Annotated in this window: 19 protein-coding genes; 14 read left to right on the forward strand and 5 right to left on the reverse strand. The window is 43.5% G+C overall.

The features are described 5' to 3' along the window. Positions 1 to 1143 (forward strand): MucBP domain-containing protein (locus A5878_RS05220; protein WP_179190628.1); only part of this gene is annotated, 1143 nt, incomplete at its 5' end. A 177-nt stretch (positions 1144 to 1320) separates the two neighbouring features. Then, the gene (locus A5878_RS05225) at positions 1321 to 1662 is read left to right on the forward strand and encodes a hypothetical protein (protein WP_081343842.1); all 342 of its coding nucleotides are present in this window, start codon (positions 1321 to 1323) and stop codon (positions 1660 to 1662) included. A gap of 283 nt (positions 1663 to 1945) precedes the next feature. Here the strand turns inward: A5878_RS05225 and mazE are convergent, their stop codons facing one another. Next, a complete protein-coding gene (mazE, locus tag A5878_RS05230; RefSeq protein WP_074534981.1) occupies positions 1946 to 2176 on the reverse strand; it encodes a type II toxin-antitoxin system PemI/MazE family antitoxin in 231 nt (76 codons plus the stop codon). Positions 2177 to 2540: 364 nt separating this feature from the next. On the opposite strand from mazE, the gene A5878_RS05235 reads away from it, so the two are divergent. The 3 genes from A5878_RS05235 (at position 2541) to A5878_RS05245 (ending at position 6545) form a co-directional block, all read left to right on the forward strand. Then, the gene (locus A5878_RS05235) at positions 2541 to 3536 is read left to right on the forward strand and encodes a LacI family DNA-binding transcriptional regulator (protein ID WP_086294834.1); all 996 of its coding nucleotides are present in this window, start codon (positions 2541 to 2543) and stop codon (positions 3534 to 3536) included. Positions 3537 to 3682: 146 nt separating this feature from the next. Then, positions 3683 to 5059 carry a PTS transporter subunit EIIC gene (locus A5878_RS05240; RefSeq protein ID WP_015509272.1) on the forward strand — a complete coding sequence of 459 codons (1377 nt, stop codon included), beginning with the start codon at positions 3683 to 3685 and terminating at the stop codon, positions 5057 to 5059. A gap of 43 nt (positions 5060 to 5102) precedes the next feature. Next, positions 5103 to 6545 (forward strand): glycoside hydrolase family 32 protein, encoded by a 1443-nt coding sequence (locus A5878_RS05245; RefSeq protein WP_086294835.1) that lies wholly within the window; start codon positions 5103 to 5105, stop codon positions 6543 to 6545. Between the two features lie 122 nt (positions 6546 to 6667). On the opposite strand, the gene A5878_RS05250 is transcribed toward A5878_RS05245, so the two are convergent. Continuing rightward, entirely contained in the window at positions 6668 to 7339 is a 672-nt protein-coding gene (locus tag A5878_RS05250; RefSeq protein ID WP_086294836.1) for a cyclic nucleotide-binding domain-containing protein, read from the reverse strand. A gap of 92 nt (positions 7340 to 7431) precedes the next feature. On the opposite strand from A5878_RS05250, the gene A5878_RS05255 reads away from it, so the two are divergent. Together A5878_RS05255 and A5878_RS05260 are read left to right on the forward strand one after the other, a co-directional pair. Continuing rightward, on the forward strand, positions 7432 to 8088 hold the full coding sequence (locus A5878_RS05255; RefSeq protein WP_086294837.1) for a YitT family protein: 657 nt from the start codon (positions 7432 to 7434) through the stop codon (positions 8086 to 8088). A gap of 109 nt (positions 8089 to 8197) precedes the next feature. After that, a complete protein-coding gene (locus tag A5878_RS05260; protein WP_010747740.1) occupies positions 8198 to 9460 on the forward strand; it encodes a PTS sugar transporter subunit IIC in 1263 nt (420 codons plus the stop codon). Positions 9461 to 9516: 56 nt separating this feature from the next. Here the strand turns inward: A5878_RS05260 and A5878_RS05265 are convergent, their stop codons facing one another. The 3 genes from A5878_RS05265 to A5878_RS05275 are packed head-to-tail and all read right to left on the reverse strand — an operon-like array spanning position 9517 to position 11699. After that, a complete protein-coding gene (locus A5878_RS05265; RefSeq protein WP_086295806.1) occupies positions 9517 to 9921 on the reverse strand; it encodes an arsenic metallochaperone ArsD family protein in 405 nt (134 codons plus the stop codon). Between the two features lie 51 nt (positions 9922 to 9972). Further along, on the reverse strand, positions 9973 to 10950 hold the full coding sequence (locus A5878_RS05270; protein ID WP_086294838.1) for an ABC transporter substrate-binding protein: 978 nt from the start codon (positions 10948 to 10950) through the stop codon (positions 9973 to 9975). Further along, positions 10947 to 11699 carry a polysaccharide deacetylase family protein gene (locus tag A5878_RS05275; RefSeq protein WP_179190629.1) on the reverse strand — a complete coding sequence of 251 codons (753 nt, stop codon included), beginning with the start codon at positions 11697 to 11699 and terminating at the stop codon, positions 10947 to 10949. The genes A5878_RS05270 and A5878_RS05275 overlap by 4 nt, the downstream gene beginning before the upstream one ends. Positions 11700 to 11795: 96 nt before the next feature. Here A5878_RS05275 and A5878_RS05280 point away from each other — a divergent pair, with 96 nt between their 5' ends. The 7 genes from A5878_RS05280 to A5878_RS05310 all read left to right on the forward strand — a co-directional run bounded on the left by A5878_RS05280 (position 11796) and on the right by A5878_RS05310 (position 19485). Continuing rightward, complete coding sequence (locus A5878_RS05280) at positions 11796 to 12515, forward strand: ABC transporter ATP-binding protein (protein ID WP_256925766.1); 720 nt, start codon at positions 11796 to 11798, stop codon at positions 12513 to 12515. After that, entirely contained in the window at positions 12512 to 13246 is a 735-nt protein-coding gene (locus A5878_RS05285) for an ABC transporter permease (protein WP_086294841.1), read from the forward strand. Before A5878_RS05280 ends, A5878_RS05285 begins: the two co-directional genes overlap by 4 nt. Positions 13247 to 13359: 113 nt before the next feature. Next, entirely contained in the window at positions 13360 to 13593 is a 234-nt protein-coding gene (locus A5878_RS05290; RefSeq protein WP_086294842.1) for a DUF1858 domain-containing protein, read from the forward strand. After that, positions 13590 to 14903 (forward strand): DUF438 domain-containing protein, encoded by a 1314-nt coding sequence (locus A5878_RS05295; protein ID WP_086294843.1) that lies wholly within the window; start codon positions 13590 to 13592, stop codon positions 14901 to 14903. The genes A5878_RS05290 and A5878_RS05295 overlap by 4 nt, the downstream gene beginning before the upstream one ends. A 214-nt stretch (positions 14904 to 15117) precedes the next feature. Next, positions 15118 to 15939 carry a PRD domain-containing protein gene (locus A5878_RS05300; RefSeq protein WP_086294844.1) on the forward strand — a complete coding sequence of 274 codons (822 nt, stop codon included), beginning with the start codon at positions 15118 to 15120 and terminating at the stop codon, positions 15937 to 15939. 110 nt (positions 15940 to 16049) lie between these two features. Further along, positions 16050 to 17984, forward strand: a complete 1935-nt coding sequence (locus A5878_RS05305; RefSeq protein WP_086294845.1) for a beta-glucoside-specific PTS transporter subunit IIABC — start codon at positions 16050 to 16052, stop codon at positions 17982 to 17984. Between the two features lie 13 nt (positions 17985 to 17997). Continuing rightward, a complete protein-coding gene (locus A5878_RS05310) occupies positions 17998 to 19485 on the forward strand; it encodes a sulfatase-like hydrolase/transferase (protein WP_086294846.1) in 1488 nt (495 codons plus the stop codon). The last annotated feature ends 1 nt before the right edge of the window (position 19486 follow it).

Below are 19486 nucleotides of genomic sequence, written 5' to 3' on the forward strand. Positions count from 1 at the left end.
CTAAGCGGAAAAATTGGTCTGCCATATGAAAGTGAACCAAAAGAAATCCATGGGTGGTATGTTCCAGAAACGCCAAGCAATGCTCATGGAATTTTCGGAAAAGAAGCGCAAGAAGTGGTCTATATCTATGATCGATCGGATGCAGCCCCCGTAACAGTTAAGTATGAGGATACCGAAGGGAATCAGCTATCGGAGCCAACGATCTTAAGTGGAAAAGTTGGCTTACCATACGAAAGCGAACCGAAAGAAATTCCAGGCTGGTATGTGCCCGAGACACCAAGCAATGCTCATGGAACGTTTACTGAAGAAGCGCAAGAAGTAATCTATATCTATGACCGTTCGGATGCAGCACCAGTGACGGTCAAGTATGAAGATGGCGAAGGAAACCAACTGTCGGAACCAACGATTCTAAGCGGAAAAGTTGGTCTGCCATATGAAAGCGAACCGAAAGATATTCCAGGGTGGTATGTGCCAGAAATGCCAAGCAATGCTCGTGGAATTTTTAGCGAAGACCCACAGGAAGTGATCTATGTTTACGACCGCTCGGATGCGGCACCTGTAACAGTTAAGTATGAGGATACCGAAGGGAATCAGCTTTCGGAACCAACGATTCTAAGTGGAAAAGTTGGTCTGCCATATGAAAGCAAACCGAAAGAAATTCCAGGCTGGTATGTTCCAGAAATGCCAAGCAATGTGTCTGGAACGTTTACTGAAGAAGCGCAAGAAGTAATCTATATCTATGACCGCTCCGATGCAGCACCTGTAACAGTCAAATATGAAGATACCGAAGGAAATCAACTATCAGAACCAACGATTCTAAGCGGAAAAGTTGGTCTGCCATACGAGAGTAAGCCAAAAGAAATTTCTGGTTGGACCGTGAAGGAAATACCAGATAACGCATCTGGAACGTTTACGAATGACGTGCAAGAAGTGATTTATGTCTATCATAAAGAAGAAAATAACGGTGGGCAAAATACACCTGAAAAAGAGAATCCAGAAAATGAGAAGGAAGATTCTAACGATCCAAAACTTCCCAATACTGGGGAAGCGATGGTTGGACAACGAATCATGATCATTGTTGGATCACTACTACTGTTATTTGCCATTTTCATTATCTTTGACAAGAAGAAAAAAACAAGATAATTAGTTTTTAGAATAGTCAATATAAAAAGAAAGCAGCAAAGCCCGTGGAGGTTTTGCTGCTTTCTCAAATCTAAAAAAACTTCAGAAAAATCATTCACTAAATGAAGAGGATCACGGTTTACTTTTATAGTAGATGGTAATAATCAGTAAAAAGTGGAAAGGAGTTCAATTGAATTGATGTTTTCGACGAAAAAAGAATATAACGAATATTTTCTAGAAGAGATTAGATCTCTGCCAAGAGAGAAAGACATGCTGGAAGACTACTTAGAAAAACAACTGGAACGGTTAAATCAATTGATAGATGAAATTTCGAAAGAAACGTTTTGGAAGGTTTTTCCTAAAATTCTTGGGATTGATGCGAAACTGAGTCTATTAGCTGATTTATCAAAGTATGAGGATTTTTCAGAAGCCGACATTATAAGAATTATTGAAAGTGATTATCAAAATTATTTTAAAGAATTGTGTGGGTACGATCTTAGTATGCAAACGAAGTACTCAATAGTATTTAATGTCTGCTGAAAAATAGCAACTTATCGAAAAAGCATCGGGGTTAAGATGGACCGTGGGTAGAGGTGATTTAAAGTAAAGTTAAAGTACGATTTCTACTAATGAAAAAACCAGTTAAGCGCAGCTTAGCTGGTTTTTTTATTATATGCCGCTTGCTATAAAAATGATCAGAATCGAATAACGGTTAAATATCTAAGCCAGGACGTCTTTTTTTTGAATTTCCTTTCCAGCCGAAGGGGCAAAGTCGATCCAAGCGATAGTCGCTTTTTGGAAATGTATGTTTGAACATTAGTTACTAAAAAATCATTTTCCCTTCAGATGAAAGGTCTTCCCACGCATCTTTTTCATAAAACTCTGATTCCACTCCACCATTAAAAGGATCTTCAATTTTAGGAACAAGAATGATCGTCCCATCCTCTGCGTAGACAACAATATATTCTTGGTTTTCAGGAGGATTTTTTCCGTTATCAGAAGGAAGCGTAACGACGATGGAATTGCCTTGTAGACTTGATTTAGTAATAAGCATAGTATCACCTCTTAGAGATAGTATACCTTGCAATACTATGGAAGGAGAAGACAACAGTGAGATTTAATGTATTTTGAACACATCAAAAGTTCAAAACGCACTTTACATAAGATAGATAAGAAACCGCAATGAAATATTGTTTGAAAAGATGGATGAACATCTCAGAAAAATAGATGTTAGATTTTAAGCAGAATTACGAAGTTTTTTAGATGGATCATTTATGGCATACCAAGGACCAGGGTATTAAAGCAACGAGAAAGTGAAACTTCATTCCAAAACCGCCCAACCCAACAATTTTCACGCAAAACCTGCGCTTTTCTTTCTGTTATTGTTATAATAAAAGAAAACGCAAAGGTGGGAAATCATGACAACGATCAAGGACATTGCTGAAAAGGCGGGAGTAGCGAAAAGTACGGTTTCCCGCTATCTGAACAATGGCTATATCAGTGAAGAAAAGCGCAAAAAAATTGATCAGATCATTGCTGAAACTGGCTATCGCCCCAATACATTTGCTCGTTCGCTGAAAGCCCAAGACACGAAATTGCTGGGCGTGATCATTCCTCGACTGAATTCACCATCGACAAATGATGTGTTGAAAGGGATCGATACGACGGCACGGGAAAACGGCTATCAAATGCTGATCACCAACTCTGATCAAAGCGATGAACGGGAATTAGAAAATATCGAAATGCTAGTCAAACAAAAAGTAGCAGGGATGATCCTGTTTGCGCGCAAAATCACGCCGCAGCTACAAGCGGTGCTGGCAGAGGTTCCTATGCCGGTTTTATTGTTAGGTCAACAGTTAGCTGGCATTCATTCCATCGTCCATGAAGATTATCAAGCTGGCAAAACCATGGCAGAATATGCAGTCAGCGCTGGCCACCGACGTTATTTATTTGTTGGAGTCAGCGAAAATGATTATGCGGTAGGTGTCTTGCGGAAAAAAGGATTTCTTGATGTCTTGGCACAAACGCCTAACGTCAAAGTCGACTTTATCGAAACCTCCTTTTCAAGAAGAGAAACGTACCAAAAAGCCCTTGTGTTCTTGAAAGATCAAACGGCAACGTACATCGCCTGTGCTACCGACAATATTGCTGTTGCTGTATTGAAAGCCGCCCATGAACTAGGGTATCAGGTGCCGCAAGACTTTTCCTTGAACGGATTTGGCGGCTATGATTCGACGGATTATGTCTATCCGACCATCACAACGACCCAATATCCCTATGTCCAATTAGGCATCGATGCCGTCTTAACGATCCAAAAACTGACGCAAGGGGAAGAGGTTCCTGAGGTGATCGAATTACCGAATCGATTAGTGGTCAAACAGTCGACTGCCAAGCTTGACAAGCAGGAGAAATAAAGCAAACATTTTTAGAGAAAACAGGACGTCCAGTTGCGGCGTTCTGTTTTTTTATTTTCTTTGCTTGCAATTGCAAACGGTTTCTGTTAATCTACAAATGTAGAACCGGTTCCACAAATGGACCGACGATCAAAGGAGTGGGAAAAATGAAGGAACAAAAAACGATCGACCAAGTGTTAGAAGCTGTTGGCGGCAAAGAAAATGTCAAAAACTTTGAACACTGTGCCACACGTTTGCGCTTGATTTTGAAAGACGATCAGTTAGTAGATAAAGACAAAGCGGAAGCAGTTGAGGGCAGCAAGGGCTATTTTTTCAACACGGGACAGCATCAGTTCATTTTTGGAACAGGAAAAGTCAATGAAGTTTATCAAGCCTTCGCAGCAGAAATGGGCAATGACGCCTCCGCTGATAAAGCTGGCTTCAAAGATGATGTGTATTCGAATCTGTCACCCGTCCAAAAAGTTGTCCGCACGTTGTCAGATGTCTTGGTGCCATTGATTCCAGCTTTGGTAACGACGGGGCTTTTGATGGGGATTCGGGGATTATTGACCGAGTTGGGGGTCACTTATAGTGCTGACTGGTTAGCTATGTTTGAAATGTTAACGGATACAGCGTTTGCCTTTTTACCTGTTTTGATTGCCTATAGTGCGACGAAAAAATTCGGCGGTAATCCGATCATCGGGATCGTGGTAGGATTGATGATGGTGGCACCGCAATTGCCGAACGCTTGGGCAGTTGCCAGCGGAGATGCAGAGCCATTGCACTTATTCGGTTTATCGATCTCTGGGTATCAAGGGTCGATTTTTCCAGCAATTATTGTCGGGATCTTAGTTTCTAAGCTAGAAAAATGGTTCCGTAAATTTGTTCCGCAAATGATGGACTTGATCGTGACACCATTCTTAACGATTGTCATTACTTTAGGTTTGATTTTGTTTGCGTTAGGACCAATCTTGCAAGTAGCTGAAAGAGCAGTCATCAACAGTATCGTCTACTTGGTGCAAGCACCATTGGGCATCGGTTATATCATTTACGGAGGGGTTCAGCAAGTGATCGTAATCACTGGATTGCACCATTCGTTAAGTATTATTGAGTTAGGGTTATTGAATACGACAGGCGAAAACGTCCTACAAGTCTTAGGTACAGCAAGTATGGCGGGACAATTTGGGGCTGCGATTGCTGCGGCATTTATTTATAAAAACAAAGTCAAACGCTCAAATGCCATCAGTGCGGCGGTTCCAACCTTATTTGGGATCACTGAACCTTTACTATTTGGGGTCAACTTACGCTCGATGCGGATTTTTGGCGCAGGCATGCTGGGAGGCGCAGTCGGTGGGTTTGCGACGTATGTCTTCCAATTAGCTGCCACTGGGATGGGCATCACTTTTATTCCAGGACTGTTGTTGTATACTGGAGATTTCGGAGCCATGCTGAAATACGTTGTCGTGATTTTGATTGCCTTTGGTGTCGGTTTTGCTGGTGTCCAATTGCAGCGCAAGCCGCTAGCCAAAGAGTTGAACCAATAAATAATCCCTTGTTGTTCATCGGCAAGAGAAAAGAGGTACCACATTGTTAACGAAGGAATACTGGGCACAACTTGCCCAAACCCAAAACGATTTAGCAGAAAAAATCAGTGCTGATGCGTGGCGCTTGAACTACCATTTGATGCCAGAAACAGGATGGATGAACGACCCGAATGGTCTTTGCCAATTCAAAGGCGTGGTTCATTTTTACCATCAATATGTACCGCAAACGCCCCATGGCGGGGAACCACCTCACTGGGGACACAAAACGTCGACGGATTATGTCACGTTTCAAGAAGAAGCGCTGTTTCTTTCTCCCGAACACGACTATGACAAAGACGGGGTCTACTCGGGCTCTGCCTTTATCGAGAATGACGCGATCCATTTCTTCTATACTGGGAATGTCAAACATCCAGGTGATCATGACTATACCTTTAGTGGACGAGAACAAAACACGGTCCATGTAATCAGCAAAGACGGCTATACCGTCGAAAAGCAAGAAGTCGTGATTCCTCATGAGGACTACCCTGAAGGATTTACCGATCATATTCGTGACCCAAAGGTTTTTGCCCACGAAGACACCTACTATATGCTGCTAGGCGCGCGTACGTTGGAAAACGAAGGCAAAATTTTGATTTATGAATCGACGGATTTAAATGAATGGACCTATCGAGGAATCTTTTTCGGTGAGGACTATGCTCTAGGCTACATGTGGGAATGCCCAGACTACTTCCATTTAGATGGCAAAGATGTGTTGGTCTTCTCACCGCAAGGCTTGGCAGCCAAAGAACATTCCTGCCAAAATATCCATCAATCAGGGTATCTGATTGGTGAGGTGGATTGGGAGACTCTGACGTTTAAAGAAACTTCTGCGTTTCGCGAACTTGATTATGGGTTTGACTTCTATGCCCCACAAACCTTTGAAGATGAGCAGAAACGCCGCATCTTATGGGGCTGGATGGGACTAGGGGATACCAGTCCTGAATACAGCAATCCTACGATCCCTCGTGGCTGGCAGCATGCCGCAACGCTGCCAAGACAGCTTTCGGTCAAAAATGACCAGTTGTATCAAGAACCTTTGCCAGAATTTCAAAAATTGCGAGACAAGCAAGTCAGCCAAAAAATTGTGCTATCAGAGAAACCGCAGCACTTGTCTTTCGATGAATCGGTATATGAGTTGAAAGTTACGGCGGAAGCACCCTTGCAGCATTTCCAGCTTGGGCTTTTGCAAGATACGACTTTGGCTTATGAAGCTGGCGTCTTTACGATTCATCATGGCGTTTCTAGCTATGGTCGTAAACAGCGTAGTGTCAAGGTCGATGAACTGATGCAGCTACAGATTTTCGTCGATACGTCTTCCATTGAGATCTTCCTAAATGGCGGGCAATATTGTTTGACTTCTCGCGTGTATCCCAAACGGACCGCGGCGATCGCTCTCAGCGGAACCGGCACGGTTAGTGTCAATGCTTGGGCATTGGCGAAAAAATAAAGCAACGTCCCGAAAACGACAGCAAACAGTTGGTTTTTCTTGTTGCGCCCCCTAAAAGTCAGCTTTCTCTCTGGCTTTTAGAGGGTGTATCATACCAACTATTTCGCTGTCGTTTTTGCTTACTACTGCTTTTGTTGGTTTTGGATAAAGGTCTGCAGCGCAGGCGCATCGATCCGATAGCCGTCAGCAGTTTTGACCACTAGTTTTTGCGTTTTGAAATCTTTTAAGGTATACGTCAAATGGCGATAGCTCACGCCTAAGTATTCGGCGGTCTCCGTCAATTTTTCTTGAAAAAGATCATCGATCGAAGCTTCCAACAGTAGCTGGGCAAGGCGCCATGCTAAGGGATAGGTTTGATTGACGGAAAAATGATCCATACGCAGCAGCAATTTTTCACCGATAGTTTTGCCTAGTGTTTGTACGAAAGCCAGGTCTTGCATGAGCCCGTGGTCCGCTGCTTTCATAGGAATGCCCAGACATGTTGTTTCACCGATCGCAACCGCGGTTTTCGGTACTGTTTCGGCGCCAATCAACGTGAGATCGCCAATGCAATCACCAGGATGGAGAAACTGCAGCAAGGCACGTTTGCCGTTTTCTTGCGTTTGAATGATCTTGGCTTTGCCAGTCAATAGGACGAAAAAGACCGACATCGGCACCGTTTCTTTTTGGATCGCTTCTCGATGATCAAAGGTCCAGAGGGCACTTTGTTGTAAAATCTCCTCAGGAATCGGCAAGGGGCAGCTTTCTTTGATTGGTACCTGCTTTATTGCCAAGGCATAAGCGGTTTTTTTCACTTTTTCCCTCCAAACTAGGAGAAATCTCCTATTTGTTTTTAGTCAGTATAGCACATACTTAGAAAAGCAAAAACGAAAGTGTGGGAGAAAAAATGAATAAAAAGCAATGGATAGGATCAGGGATTTTTTATGGGTTGAGTGCATTCGGGATCAGCTTGACCATTAAGGCAAGCGTTGGGGTCAGTAGTTTTAATGCCTTGAATGTTACGCTGGCAACGATGTCAGGAATCAAAGTCGGCACCATCACAACAGCCATCAATTTGAGCTTTTTAGCTGCCTGTTGGCTATTGGATCGGCGGCAGACGTCCCTCAAACAAAAAGGCAGTGAGTACTTGATTATGTTTTTTGCTTTGCTGGCATTCGGCTATTTGATCAATGGCTTTGTTTACTACTTCTTGGCATCGCTGCACTTGACGAATTATTGGAGCCAACTAGCTGCTTTGATCGGTGGGATCTTGATTTCTGGAACGGCGACGGGACAAGTCCTACGGTTGCAGGTCCTGAAATTTCCAATCGAGCACTGGTGTCATTTGCTGGCGCAACGCAGTCGTTGGACATTTAAGCAGTACCGTTATGGCGTTGATGCAGTCTGTATTTCGGGGGCACTCTTGCTAGCGATCAGTTTGGGCTTGCCGCTAGCGGTGAGGGAAGGGACCGTCATTAGTTTCTTTTTGCTCTCAGGTGCCATTGCTTGGTCGAAGGAACGTGATTTGGCAGGGGCTTTACCCATTTGGCAAAGAAACAGTTAGCCAGCAGTATTCTTGGAATCGGGAAGGCGTCGAGTGTTCTAAAAATGCAGAAAGCGTTTTTTATGCTACTCTTATTAAAAAAGCGAGATATTTAGTAGGAGGAGACAGGATGAATCGGTTGATTGAAGGGTTTCAGGAAAATTTTGCACCAAAATTGGTTAGGATCAGTGAAAATCGGTTTTTAGTTGCCGTGCGCAACGGAGTCGCCGTTACGATGCCGCTGACGATAATCGGCAGTCTCTTTTTGATTTTAGCCAATCTGCCTTTTCCTGGCTGGACCGAGTTTGTCGGGGAATTTGGCGTCAAACTAGGCGCCGCCAGCAATTTTACATTTGGAATTTTGGGACTGGCCGCTTGTATCGGGATCGCCTACTATTTGGCGGCTTCGTATGAGATCGATCGGATCGGTTCTGTCGTGTTGGCAGTCTGCGCGTTTTTGCTGCTGCAGGCAGGGGAAGAATGGACGATCGATCCAGCTTCTTTGGGGGCGTCTGGTCTGTTTACAGGAATCGTCACAGCGATTGCGACAGTAGTGATCCATCGCTTTTTTCTCAAGCACCGCTTAGTGATTCGGATGCCAGCAGAAGTGCCGCCCGCAGTTGCCAAGAGTTTTTCGGTCTTGCTTCCTGGAGCTGCCATCATCACGGGTGCCTGGGTGATTCGGGTCTTGTTGGAATTTAATGTCAATCAATTCGTGCAAGCCATCTTTTCACCGCTGGCAGTTGGTCTAAACACATTGCCTGGGATGCTGTTGTATACCTTTTTGATTTTGTTGCTTTGGTGTTTAGGGATTCATGGCAGCAATGTGATGGGGAGTATCGGCGATCCGATTTTTCTAGCTTTATTAGCAGCCAATACCGAAGCCTACACTGCAGGCGAACCGTTACCGAACATTTTTGCAGGCGGGTTTTATATCATGTTTTTGTGCTATGGAGGCACTGGTTCAACACTGGGGCTGATCATCAACATGTTAGTTTCAAAGAAAAAAGCCTATCGTTCCCTAGGGAAGATGGCTTTGCCCTCTGCTATTTTTTGTATCAATGAGCCAATCATTTTTGGGTTTCCGATCGTGATGAACCCTATTATGATGATTCCTTTCATCCTGACACCCCTTGTATTATGTGTCGGAACGTATTTCTTGTCGGTCACCAATGTCATTGGGCGAATCATGTTCAATCCACCGTGGACCACACCGCCCTTTATCAATACTTACCTTGCAACCGGCGGCAATATCCCTGCTGTTCTTTGGAGTATCGCTTCCTTACTGATTAGTGTGGCGATCTACTATCCATTCTTTAAAATCAGCGAACGAAGTTTAACGGAAGAAGAAAAAGGCGTTACCGACGCAGTTGCCGCGAAGGGGGAGAACTAAACGCTTATGATTGGCTCGTGGTGCGTTGTTTTGTCTGGCAAAGAAAACAGTGGCTGCTACTCATCAAATTGCAAAGTGATCCCAGATTTCGTCAATTGTTCCCATTCACGGATCGTTGGCAAGCGGCCTTGGCAAAATAGCTGATCGTCGACATACACGAGTGGCAGACAGCTGCGGCCATTGCTTGCTAATTGCTGCCTGACGGCTTGATTCGTATGAAAAGGGGTAGGATCTTCTGTAAAGAAGTATTCGTCGATCGTTAAAGGTTCGTTATGGAATGTTTGATGAGCCTGGGTCCTTTCTTCATTTATTTTTAACTGGTGAGTCAAGTGTGCTTCCCAAGTATCTTCTTTCTGGTCGGCATAAACAGCGATCGTTGGCATTGCATCAAATCCTTTCATGGCAGCTGATTTGTCAAAAGTATACCTGAATTTCTTGCCACGAGCAAAAAAGAGTATCAAAAAGAAGTGAAACAACAAAAAAAGACGCAAATGCGTCTTTTTTGTTGTTTCTTATTCGTCAGCGGGTAAAAAATCGAAATTGGTCAACTCGTTGTAAGAATACGCTTGGTCGATTTGATCCTTGTCTTTCGTCCAAGCAATGATTGCGTCGAATTGCTCTTGCGGCACTGCCTGGGCATACGGATAGTCTTCCTGGCTGTCTAAGTAAGTACTCATAGCATCGGGAAATTGATAGTCTGCCAAGATGTCGGCATAGTCTTTTGCTGAATGAGCATTCATGTAATCGATGGCTTCGTTGTAAGCACTGTAGAATGCTTTTAGGTCTTGCGGGCGATTTTGGATAACTTCGTCCATAAATTGTAGTGTGCCGCCTTTGATGCCAGCATCTTTAGAGCTGCCTAAAACAATCGCCCCTTGGGCAGCCAACATGCTGGCTTGCGGTTCCGTATAAACAGCGCCATCGACTTGGTCATTGAGCAATGCTTCGGAACGGGCAGAAAAAGAAGCGATATCCACGATGTCATAGGTAAAATCATTTTCCTGTGCAAATTGGTCCATGATGTATTCTAAAATGAAATTCGGTACAAGGGTGATTTTTTTATCCGCTAACCCTTTCATCTCAGTAATCCCTGAATTCGGTGAAGCGAGAATCTTGAAGTTTTCCAAAATATCAGAAGTGATCGTCATATCAATGCCGTTTTGCTTAAAGGTCGCTTCTGTCATGACATCGCTGATGGTACCATCCAGCTCGCCTGCCTGCACCGCCACATTGCGGTCATTCGGGGAAGTGAAGGATTTGAGTTCCACAGTCAATCCTTGCTTTTCGAAAAAGCCTTCTTCTTTTGCTAGAATGATCGGAATCGCTGATTCTGCTGGTAACACCCCGATCGTCAATGTTTGATCTGTGACCGCAGCTTCTGTACTGCTAGTGCTGGAATTGCTGGTACTTGCTGTTTCGCCAGTGTTACCGCATGCGGCAGCGCCAACAGCGAATAGTGCTAGGATACTTGCTAAAATCGTTTTTTTCATTGGTTCATTTCCTCGTTTCTAAATCGTTGTTCAAAAGCAGCCATTGGTAGTGAGAACGGGATGACTGCCCGATGGAGTTCCATTGGCTTGGTTTGTGCCGTGTTGATACCTGGTTTGGTGGTAAATGCTAGAACGAAGCCTTCCTTTTCCAAGGTAGCGATCGTCTGCGGATCATAAAAGCCAAAGGGATAGGCAAAAACATCCTTGATGGCCACGTGCTGATTGCAGCTTCGTAAGTCTTGCGCAAAGGCTGCTGGTGTTTCCCACATTGAACGCCCTTGCTGGTCCTTGCGTTCGTGAAAATGATCGGTATGGTTGGCATATTCGAAGACATCGCTCATTTCGGCTAATTCGGCGCTGCTCAATGTCCGCGAAACTTCTGGCTCGTAAGGCTGAGGGGCATCAAAAAGCCAGCCAGTCACGACAAAGGCTGTTGCCTTGAAACCAGCTTCTTTCAACAGTGGGTAGGCATATTCTTTCATCGATTGGTAGCAGTCGTCAAAGGTCAGCAACACGGATTTTTCTGGTAGCGGCTGCTGCTGGAAATAAAAATCTTTGACTTCTGCAAGGGTCAACGTATGGTAATTTTCTGCTTTCAAAAAGTCAATTTGTTGTTTAAAATGAGAAGTGCTATTGAATAAGGGCAGAGGCAAGGCATCTTGATAACCGTCTGCGACTTTGATCGGGCGAACCTGATCATAAAGTTCTGCTTCGGGACGTATTTCATGAAATACGAGGGTCTGAAACATCATAAACCATCCTTTCTTGTCAATCACGCAAAAAATAGTATAGCATAAAATGTGAAAACCAACACAAATAATTTGAAGAAAGAAGTTTATTCTCTTATGAGTATTCTATTCGATTCCGTTTCCTTTACCTATGGAGATACCGCCATTTTTAAAAACCTTTCGTTTTGTTTTGAACAAGGCGCGACTTATGTGTTGCTGGGAGAATCGGGCATTGGCAAAAGCACGCTTTTATCCTTGATCAAAGGGTTGCAGCGACCGCAATCGGGCACGATCACTTACCAAGGCTGTTCCCCTGACAACATCGAGGTCGTTTTCCAAGAACTGCATTTGTTTCCTTGGCAAACAGTCTACCAAGCCCTGGAAATGCCGCTGATTATCAATCAAACGCCCAGTGAGCGCCGTAAAAAACGGGTCGCCAGCTGTTTGGCTGAGTTGGGATTGACGCAGGTGCAGGACCGCTATCCGCATCAGCTTAGCGGCGGTCAAAAACAGCGGACCGCCATGGGGCGGGGGCTGATCACACAGCCCGATGTTTTATTATTGGATGAGCCGACTGCTTCGCTAGATCAAGAAACCAAAGCAAACGCCCAAGCCATGATCGCTGCCCAACAGCAGCGTAGACAAAACAGCTTGATCGTGGTGACCCACGATCCAGAAGAGGCAGTGTTTTTGGGGCAGACGATTTTGCTGCTAAAAGATCAGGACGTTACGCCGATCAGTAATCCTTTTTACGGCAGCCATCAGGAACGAGACTCATTGGCTTTTTATGAAGTCGTCTTGCAGTTGAAAGAACAGATGAGGGAGGCAAGGCAATGAAAACCATCAAATCTTTTGCTTGGGGCTTCTGTTCGTTTGTCGTGGTTTGGTGGGGTGTAAGCTGGGTGACCAACAATCGCTCACTGCCTAATCCTTTAGAAACAGCTGAACGTTTTTGGGCATTGCGAGAAGTCTTGCTGATCCACGCAGGTGCCAGTTTGCTGCGGGTATTTGCGGCGTTGAGTGGGGCGTTGCTAGTCGGGGTGCCGTTAGGAATCTTGATTGGGCGATCCCAAAGAGTGGATCGGCTGCTTGGTCCACTGCTTTACTTTTTATATCCGATTCCTAAAGTTGCGTTTTTACCCGTCTTTATGATTTTCTTTGGCTTAGGCAATCTCTCAAAAATTCTCTTGATTTTTGCGGTGATCGTCATTCAAGTGATCGTCTCGATTCGTGATGCAGTCACAAAGATCCCGCCAGCATATTTTCAAGTCATGAAAAATTATACCAACCAATGGCGCCATGTCTTGCGCTTCGTTATTTTGCCCGCGCTTATGCCAGCACTTTTTGCCAGTGTGCGGGTCAGTATCGGGATCGCGTTGGCTTCCCTCTTTTTTGCCGAAAACTATAACACGACGTATGGTGTCGGCTATCTGATCTTAAGTGCGTGGTCAAAAATGGACTACCCACAAATGCTTTCGGGTATCCTCCTGATTGCTTTGATGGGCTATCTGCTTTTTGCCAGTATCGATTGGTTGGAAAAAGTGGTGTGCCGTTACCGACAATCTTAGAAAAAAATGATCGATTGATAAATGTTTGCGGCAGTTCGTGTATTTTTGAACAAAATGATTTATACTAAGGATATCTTATTGAGAATCATTCTCACTGAAAGGAAGACCTTACTATGAAAGAAATCGATCTGTCAAAAACGCTCTATGAACTTGTGGCACAATATCCTGAAATACAAGAAATCATGAGTCAACTAGGGTTTACGGCGATCAATCAACCAGGGATGCTGCAAACTGCTGGACGTTATATGACGATAACCAAAGGTGCTCAGATGAAGAAGATCCCCTTGGAAATGGTTTGTCTCGCTTTCGAAAAACAAGGGTTTCTTGTGAAAGGAGCGACGAAATGAAAACCAACAGTCAAAGACAAGAACGGATCGTCGAAATACTGAGTTTGCTTCACCAAGGCGGTTCCTTTGAAGAAGCTAAACGCTTATTTAACGAAGAATTTGATGGTGTGGATGTGACGGAGATCACTGCTGCTGAAAAAGCTTTGATCCAAACGGGGTTGGACCCTTCTGAGATTCAGCGTTTGTGCAATATTCATGCTGCTGTTTTTAAAGGATCGATCAACGAGATCCATCACTCCAATGAAGAATATGGGCAACCAGGCCATCCTGTTCATACCCTGAAATTGGAGAACCAAGTCCTGCAATCTCTGTTGACCGATGAGATCGACAGCCTCTTAGCCAAAATCAAAACCGGTGATTGGACGCCTAAAAAGCGTCTACAAGCTGCCTGCAATGATTTAATGCAGATCGACAAACACTATGCGCGAAAAGAAACGTTGATTTTTTCTTACATGGAGAAGTACGGCATCACTGCGCCGCCAAAAGTGATGTGGGGTGTTGATGATGATATTCGGGTTATGATCAAAGCGCTCAATGAGCTTTTGGCATCCGAAAAAGCTGCCTATAATCCAATCGCTGTCCAATGGGAAGCAGTCAAAAACGAGATCGAAGAGATGATTTTCAAAGAAGAAGAAATCATGGTGCCCATGACGCTGGATGTCTTCAGTCTTAAAGATTGGGAACAAATTGCGGCTGACAGTTTTGACATCGGCTTTGCCTTTATCCCAGAACCGCTTCCTTGGAAACCGAGCCAAGAAGCCCTTGAAAAGGAACAGGCGGCAGAACCCGCACGGCAAGCGGCGATCAAACAAGCCCGAGAAACAACCGCTGGCATCGCAGCCGGTTTAGGATTCGATGAATTTCAAGTCACAGAAACGGAAGATTCACCGCAAATTGCTGAACAGCCGACCGTTTCATTGCCTACTGGTAATCTGCAATTTGAGCAATTGGTGGCCATTTTTCAAACGCTGCCAGTGGACTTGACCTTTGTAGATAGTGAAGAGCGGGTGCGCTTTTATTCAGAAGGCAAGAGTCGCGTCTTTCCACGAACGAATTCGGTTTTAGGTCGTGAAGTCGTCAACTGCCATCCACCGAAAAGCATGCATCTCGTGCAACAGATTTTGGATGATTTTCGAGCGGGTACAAGGGAGACAGCTGAATTTTGGATCGATATGCGGGGCCGTAAAATCTATATTCGCTACTTTGCATTAAAAAATGAAGCAGGCATCTATTTAGGTTGTCTAGAAGTCACGCAAGACATTACGGAGATCCAAAAAATCGAAGGGCAAAGCCGTTTGCTTGACCAGTGAGCAGTTTGGAGAAAGGCTGATCCGTGTCTATTTGAAACGAAGCAAAAAAAGAAAAATCAATAAAACGCTTGCAACGTTTCTAGAAAAATAGTATAGTAAAGGCAATCAAATGGGTAGTTACTGATAATGCAGGCTATACCTTTTTACGTGTGTATGGATCCTACACATGTATTAAGGTATCGCCTTTTTTCATTTTAAGGAGGTGAGAAGCGTCTTGAAGATCAAAAAAATCTTAAACAACAATGCAGTTTTGGTCGGACAAGATGGCAAAGATTTTATCTGGATCGGTACCGGCCTTGGCTTCAAAATGAAACCAGGACAAACCGCCGATGAATCAAAAATTGAAAAAGTGTTTGTGCTTCATAAGAAATCCTCTGATCGTTTGATAGAATTGCTAGAGAACATTCCAATCCAATATGCATCTCTTGCGGATGATATTATCCGTTATGGCAAGCAAGTCATTTCCTACCAATTAAGTGATTCCATTTACATCTCTTTGACGGATCATATCTATAATTTGATTCGCTTGAAAGAAGAAGGGATCAGCATCAACAATCGCTTGACCTGGGAAATCAAGCGTTTCTATCCCAACGAGTATGCAGTAGGAGAGCATGCGGTTCGGTTGATCGAAAGCAAAACGCAATTCTCCCTAAATGAGGCAGAGATCAGTAATATCGCCATGCATTTTATTAATGCGCAAATCAATGACGATTCAGAGAAGATGGAAGATATCGAATTGCTGACACAAAAAATCAAAGACATTATTTCACTTATTCGTATTCACAATCGTGTGCACATTGATGAGAATAGTTTAGCTTTCGATCGCTTCGTCACCCATTTGAGATTCTTTTTTAAACGGATTGAAAACAAGGAAATCGTTGAAGGCGTGGGGAATCCCCTATTAGTTCATGTGATCGATAAATATCCTAAAGCCTATGAAACCACCCGTTTGATTGGCGAATATTTAAATAAAACATTATATGACGATGAACAATTGTACTTAACGCTTCATGTACAAAAATTGATCGATCAATAATTCAAGGTGTTACTGGTAAAGCAGGCAAGACTTGACAAGGCTACAAGAAATGTAGTGTTGTTTGGTCTTGCCTTTTTCATTGGTTGATAGTAGAGAAAGGAATGAACGATATGCAATACCAAGAATTGAATGAACAAATTTTAAAGAATATCGGCGGAAAAGAAAACATTGCTGGGTTGACGCATTGTATTACCCGTCTTCGGTTTAAACTTAAAGATGAATCAAAAGCCCAGACCCAAACGATCAAAAATTTGCCGGGGGTTGTCACCGTCGTCCAAAGTGGGGGACAATATCAAGTAGTTATCGGAAATCACGTAGCAGAAGTTTATAAAGAATTTACGGACATGATCGATATGAATACGGAAGAAACTTCTGGACAAGAGGAAGAACCAAAAGGGATTTTAAACCGATTTATCGATATTGTCGCTGGTATTTTTACGCCGATCATCAATGTCTTGATGGCAGCAGGGATGATCAAAGGGTTACTTGCTTTATTGACAACATTTGAAGTGCTGGATAAAGCATCAGGGACGTATTTGATTTTAAATGCGACAGGGGATGGATTGTTTTATTTCTTCCCACTCTTTCTAGGGTACACTGCTTCGAAAAAATTTGGGGGTAAACCCTTTATCGGAATGGCGATCGGGGCAGCATTAGTTTATCCGACGATCGTAGCAGCAAATGGCGGAAGCGAAGCGATGTATACCTTATTTGCAGGTTCTGTCTTAGAATCTCCAATCTATATTACTTTTCTTGGAATCCCTGTTATATTGATGAGCTATACTTCAAGCGTGATTCCGATTATTGCAGCTACTTATTTGGCATCAAAACTAGAAGCTTTCTTTTCTTTATTGATTCCACGAGCAGTGCGGAGTTTCTTTGTTTCTTTTCTGACTTTGATCATCACAGTTCCATTAGTCTTTCTAATCGTTGGACCGATTACTACTTGGGCAGGATTATTATTAGGACAAGCATTGTCAGCTGCTTACGAATTTAGTCCGATTATCGCGGGTATTGTTATCGGTGGATTTTGGCAAGTCTTCATTATGTTTGGCCTGCATTGGGGCTTTGTGCCGATCGCTTTGAACAACTATGCCACACTAGGGTACGATGTCGTGATGATGGCTGGTCTGGCAACACCCGTGGCGATGGCGGGAGTCACCCTCGCAATCTTTTTGAAAACTAGAAACAAAAAATTAAAAGAAATTGCCTTCCCTGCTTTTCTTTCGGCAATCTTTGGTATCACGGAGCCGGCACTGTATGGGGTAACCTTACCAAGGAAAAAAGCATTTTATACTACCTCCATCGCAGTCGCTGTTGCAGGAGGAATCATGGGATTGTTCAAAACGAGAGTCTACATCAACGGCGGGACAGGTATTTTCGCTTTACCACGATTTATTCACCCAGAAAATGGCATTGATAACAGTTTTATCGGGTTTGCCTTAGCTAGTGCCGTTGCCTTCGCATTAGGATTTTTGATCACATTCTTTTATGCCTATAATCCTAAAAGTGATGACGAACCAGCAAGTGAAGGCACTCAGGAAAAAAACGTGGAGCAATCGACACTGAATCATGAACTTGGACAAACTGTTCTCTATGATTTAGCAACACCAGTTAGAGGAACGATCATCCCACTAAAAGAAGTAAAAGACGAAGCGTTTTCCAGCGGATTGTTAGGGAAAGGATTAGCTGTCATTCCGTCAGAAGGAAAGGTCTACGCACCAGCAGATGGAATCGTTTCAACACTTTTTCCGACAAATCATGCTGTGGGAATCACGACCGCAGATGGTGTTGAAGTTCTGATTCATGTAGGGATGGATACAGTGAATTTGAAAGGACAGTATTTCCAACCAGCCGTTGCCCAAGGAGACTCAGTAACGAAGGGACAATTACTTTTGAGTTTTGATAAAGACGCATTGGAAAAAGAAGGCTATTCCATCGTGACACCGATTATTATTTCAAACACGGCGGATTACCTAGATATTGTTGAAACAGACAAACAAGATGTTGAAAAACAAGATACCTTATTAACGGTCATCGGTTAGGAGGAAAGACAAGTTGAAAAAAAATATCTTTTTATTCGTAGCAGATCAGATGAGAAATGACGCACTCGCACATATGGGGAATCCCGCATCAATCACCCCTAACTTTGATGAACTGGCAGAAGAAGGGGTTTCATTTGAAAATGTCTACTGCCAAAACCCTGTTTGCGTGCCTTCTAGAAATAGTTTTCTCACAGGTTTTTATCCACATGTCAATGGGCATCGAACGATGCACTATTTGCAAAGAGAAGATGAACCCAATATTTTGAAAGAAATGAAGAATCAAGGCTATGAAGTCATCTGGATCGGCAGAAATGATGTGGTTCCAGGGGATAAACCAAAAACAGACTATTGTGATGAATATTATGACGGTGTGGTAGACGAAAACACTCGGGATGCTCAAAACAGTGAAGTCAATCATTCTGCGGATATGAACGAAGCCAGTAAACAGCTGTACGACCAGATGCTTTCAGGAGATACGTATTATTCATTTTATATGGGAAAATTACCAGACAGTGAGGGCTATGGCAAAACGGACTGGAATTGTGTGAAAAAGGCGTTGGACTATCTTGAACGCCGCAGTCAGGAAAAGACAGACAAACCATTTTTCGTTTATTGTACGATCTCATTCCCACATCCACCCTATGCTTGCGAAGATCCATGGTATTCGAGTATTGATCGTCAGAAACTGCCGAAACGCCGGCCGAATATCAAAGATATTCCTAACAAAGCCTCAATGCTGTATGGCATCAATGAGAAACAGAATTTGAACGGTTGGACAGAAGAGCGTTTTGATGAATTACGAGCTACCTATTTAGCAATGGTTTCGCGTTTTGATCATCAACTGGGCATGATCAAAGAGAAGCTGCGTGAAACAGGTTTTTATGATGAAACAAACCTCATTGTTTTCAGTGACCATGGAGACTATACTGGTGACTACACGATCACTGAAAAAGTCCAAAACTGTTTTGAAGAGCCGATCACGAATGTCCCATTGGTCATCAAACCTGCGAAAACGATTGAAAGTGTGCCGCGAATCACCAAAGCACAAGCGGAACTGCTAGATTTACCAGCAACGATCGCCGAATTGGCTGAGTTCGATCTTTCCTATACACAATTTGGAAAATCCTTGGTTCCTGTGATCAAAGGAGCCGAAGAGCACAAAGATGCTGTTTTTTGCGAAGGCGGACGCATTCATGGCGAGACACAAGCGATGGAGCTGGGGCATGGACCGAAATCTCCGTATTGGCCGCGGCTTGCGACACAGTATAGCGAAGGTCCGGAACATACTAAAGCAGTTATGTGCAAGATGGGGAACTATAAATATGTGATGCGTCTTTATGAGCATGACGAATTATATGATTTGGAAAAAGACCCAATGGAAATCAAAAACTTGGCGCTAGAAAAAGAATACGCCGAAATTGTTGAGAAAATGAAGCAACGCGTTACTCGTTTTTATATGGAAACGACTGATTTTGTTCCGATGAAACGGGACAAACGCTAAA

The organism is Enterococcus sp. 3G6_DIV0642 (assembly GCF_002140635.1).
Classification (GTDB): Bacteria; Bacillota; Bacilli; order Lactobacillales; family Enterococcaceae; genus Enterococcus_D; species Enterococcus_D casseliflavus.

What these genes read in the sequence shown, in the direction of transcription:
- A5878_RS05225 (WP_081343842.1), top strand. Translation starts at nt 1,321, where the DNA reads ATGTTTTCGACGAAAAAAGAATATAACGAATATTTTCTAGAAGAGATT.
- mazE (WP_074534981.1), bottom strand. Translation starts at nt 2,176, where the DNA reads ATGCTTATTACTAAATCAAGTCTACAAGGCAATTCCATCGTCGTTACG.
- A5878_RS05235 (WP_086294834.1), top strand. Translation starts at nt 2,541, where the DNA reads ATGACAACGATCAAGGACATTGCTGAAAAGGCGGGAGTAGCGAAAAGT.
- A5878_RS05240 (WP_015509272.1), top strand. Translation starts at nt 3,683, where the DNA reads ATGAAGGAACAAAAAACGATCGACCAAGTGTTAGAAGCTGTTGGCGGC.
- A5878_RS05255 (WP_086294837.1), top strand. Translation starts at nt 7,432, where the DNA reads ATGAATAAAAAGCAATGGATAGGATCAGGGATTTTTTATGGGTTGAGT.
- A5878_RS05260 (WP_010747740.1), top strand. Translation starts at nt 8,198, where the DNA reads ATGAATCGGTTGATTGAAGGGTTTCAGGAAAATTTTGCACCAAAATTG.
- A5878_RS05270 (WP_086294838.1), bottom strand. Translation starts at nt 10,950, where the DNA reads ATGAAAAAAACGATTTTAGCAAGTATCCTAGCACTATTCGCTGTTGGC.
- A5878_RS05275 (WP_179190629.1), bottom strand. Translation starts at nt 11,699, where the DNA reads ATGTTTCAGACCCTCGTATTTCATGAAATACGTCCCGAAGCAGAACTT.
- A5878_RS05280 (WP_256925766.1), top strand. Translation starts at nt 11,796, where the DNA reads ATGAGTATTCTATTCGATTCCGTTTCCTTTACCTATGGAGATACCGCC.
- A5878_RS05285 (WP_086294841.1), top strand. Translation starts at nt 12,512, where the DNA reads ATGAAAACCATCAAATCTTTTGCTTGGGGCTTCTGTTCGTTTGTCGTG.
- A5878_RS05290 (WP_086294842.1), top strand. Translation starts at nt 13,360, where the DNA reads ATGAAAGAAATCGATCTGTCAAAAACGCTCTATGAACTTGTGGCACAA.
- A5878_RS05295 (WP_086294843.1), top strand. Translation starts at nt 13,590, where the DNA reads ATGAAAACCAACAGTCAAAGACAAGAACGGATCGTCGAAATACTGAGT.
- A5878_RS05305 (WP_086294845.1), top strand. Translation starts at nt 16,050, where the DNA reads ATGCAATACCAAGAATTGAATGAACAAATTTTAAAGAATATCGGCGGA.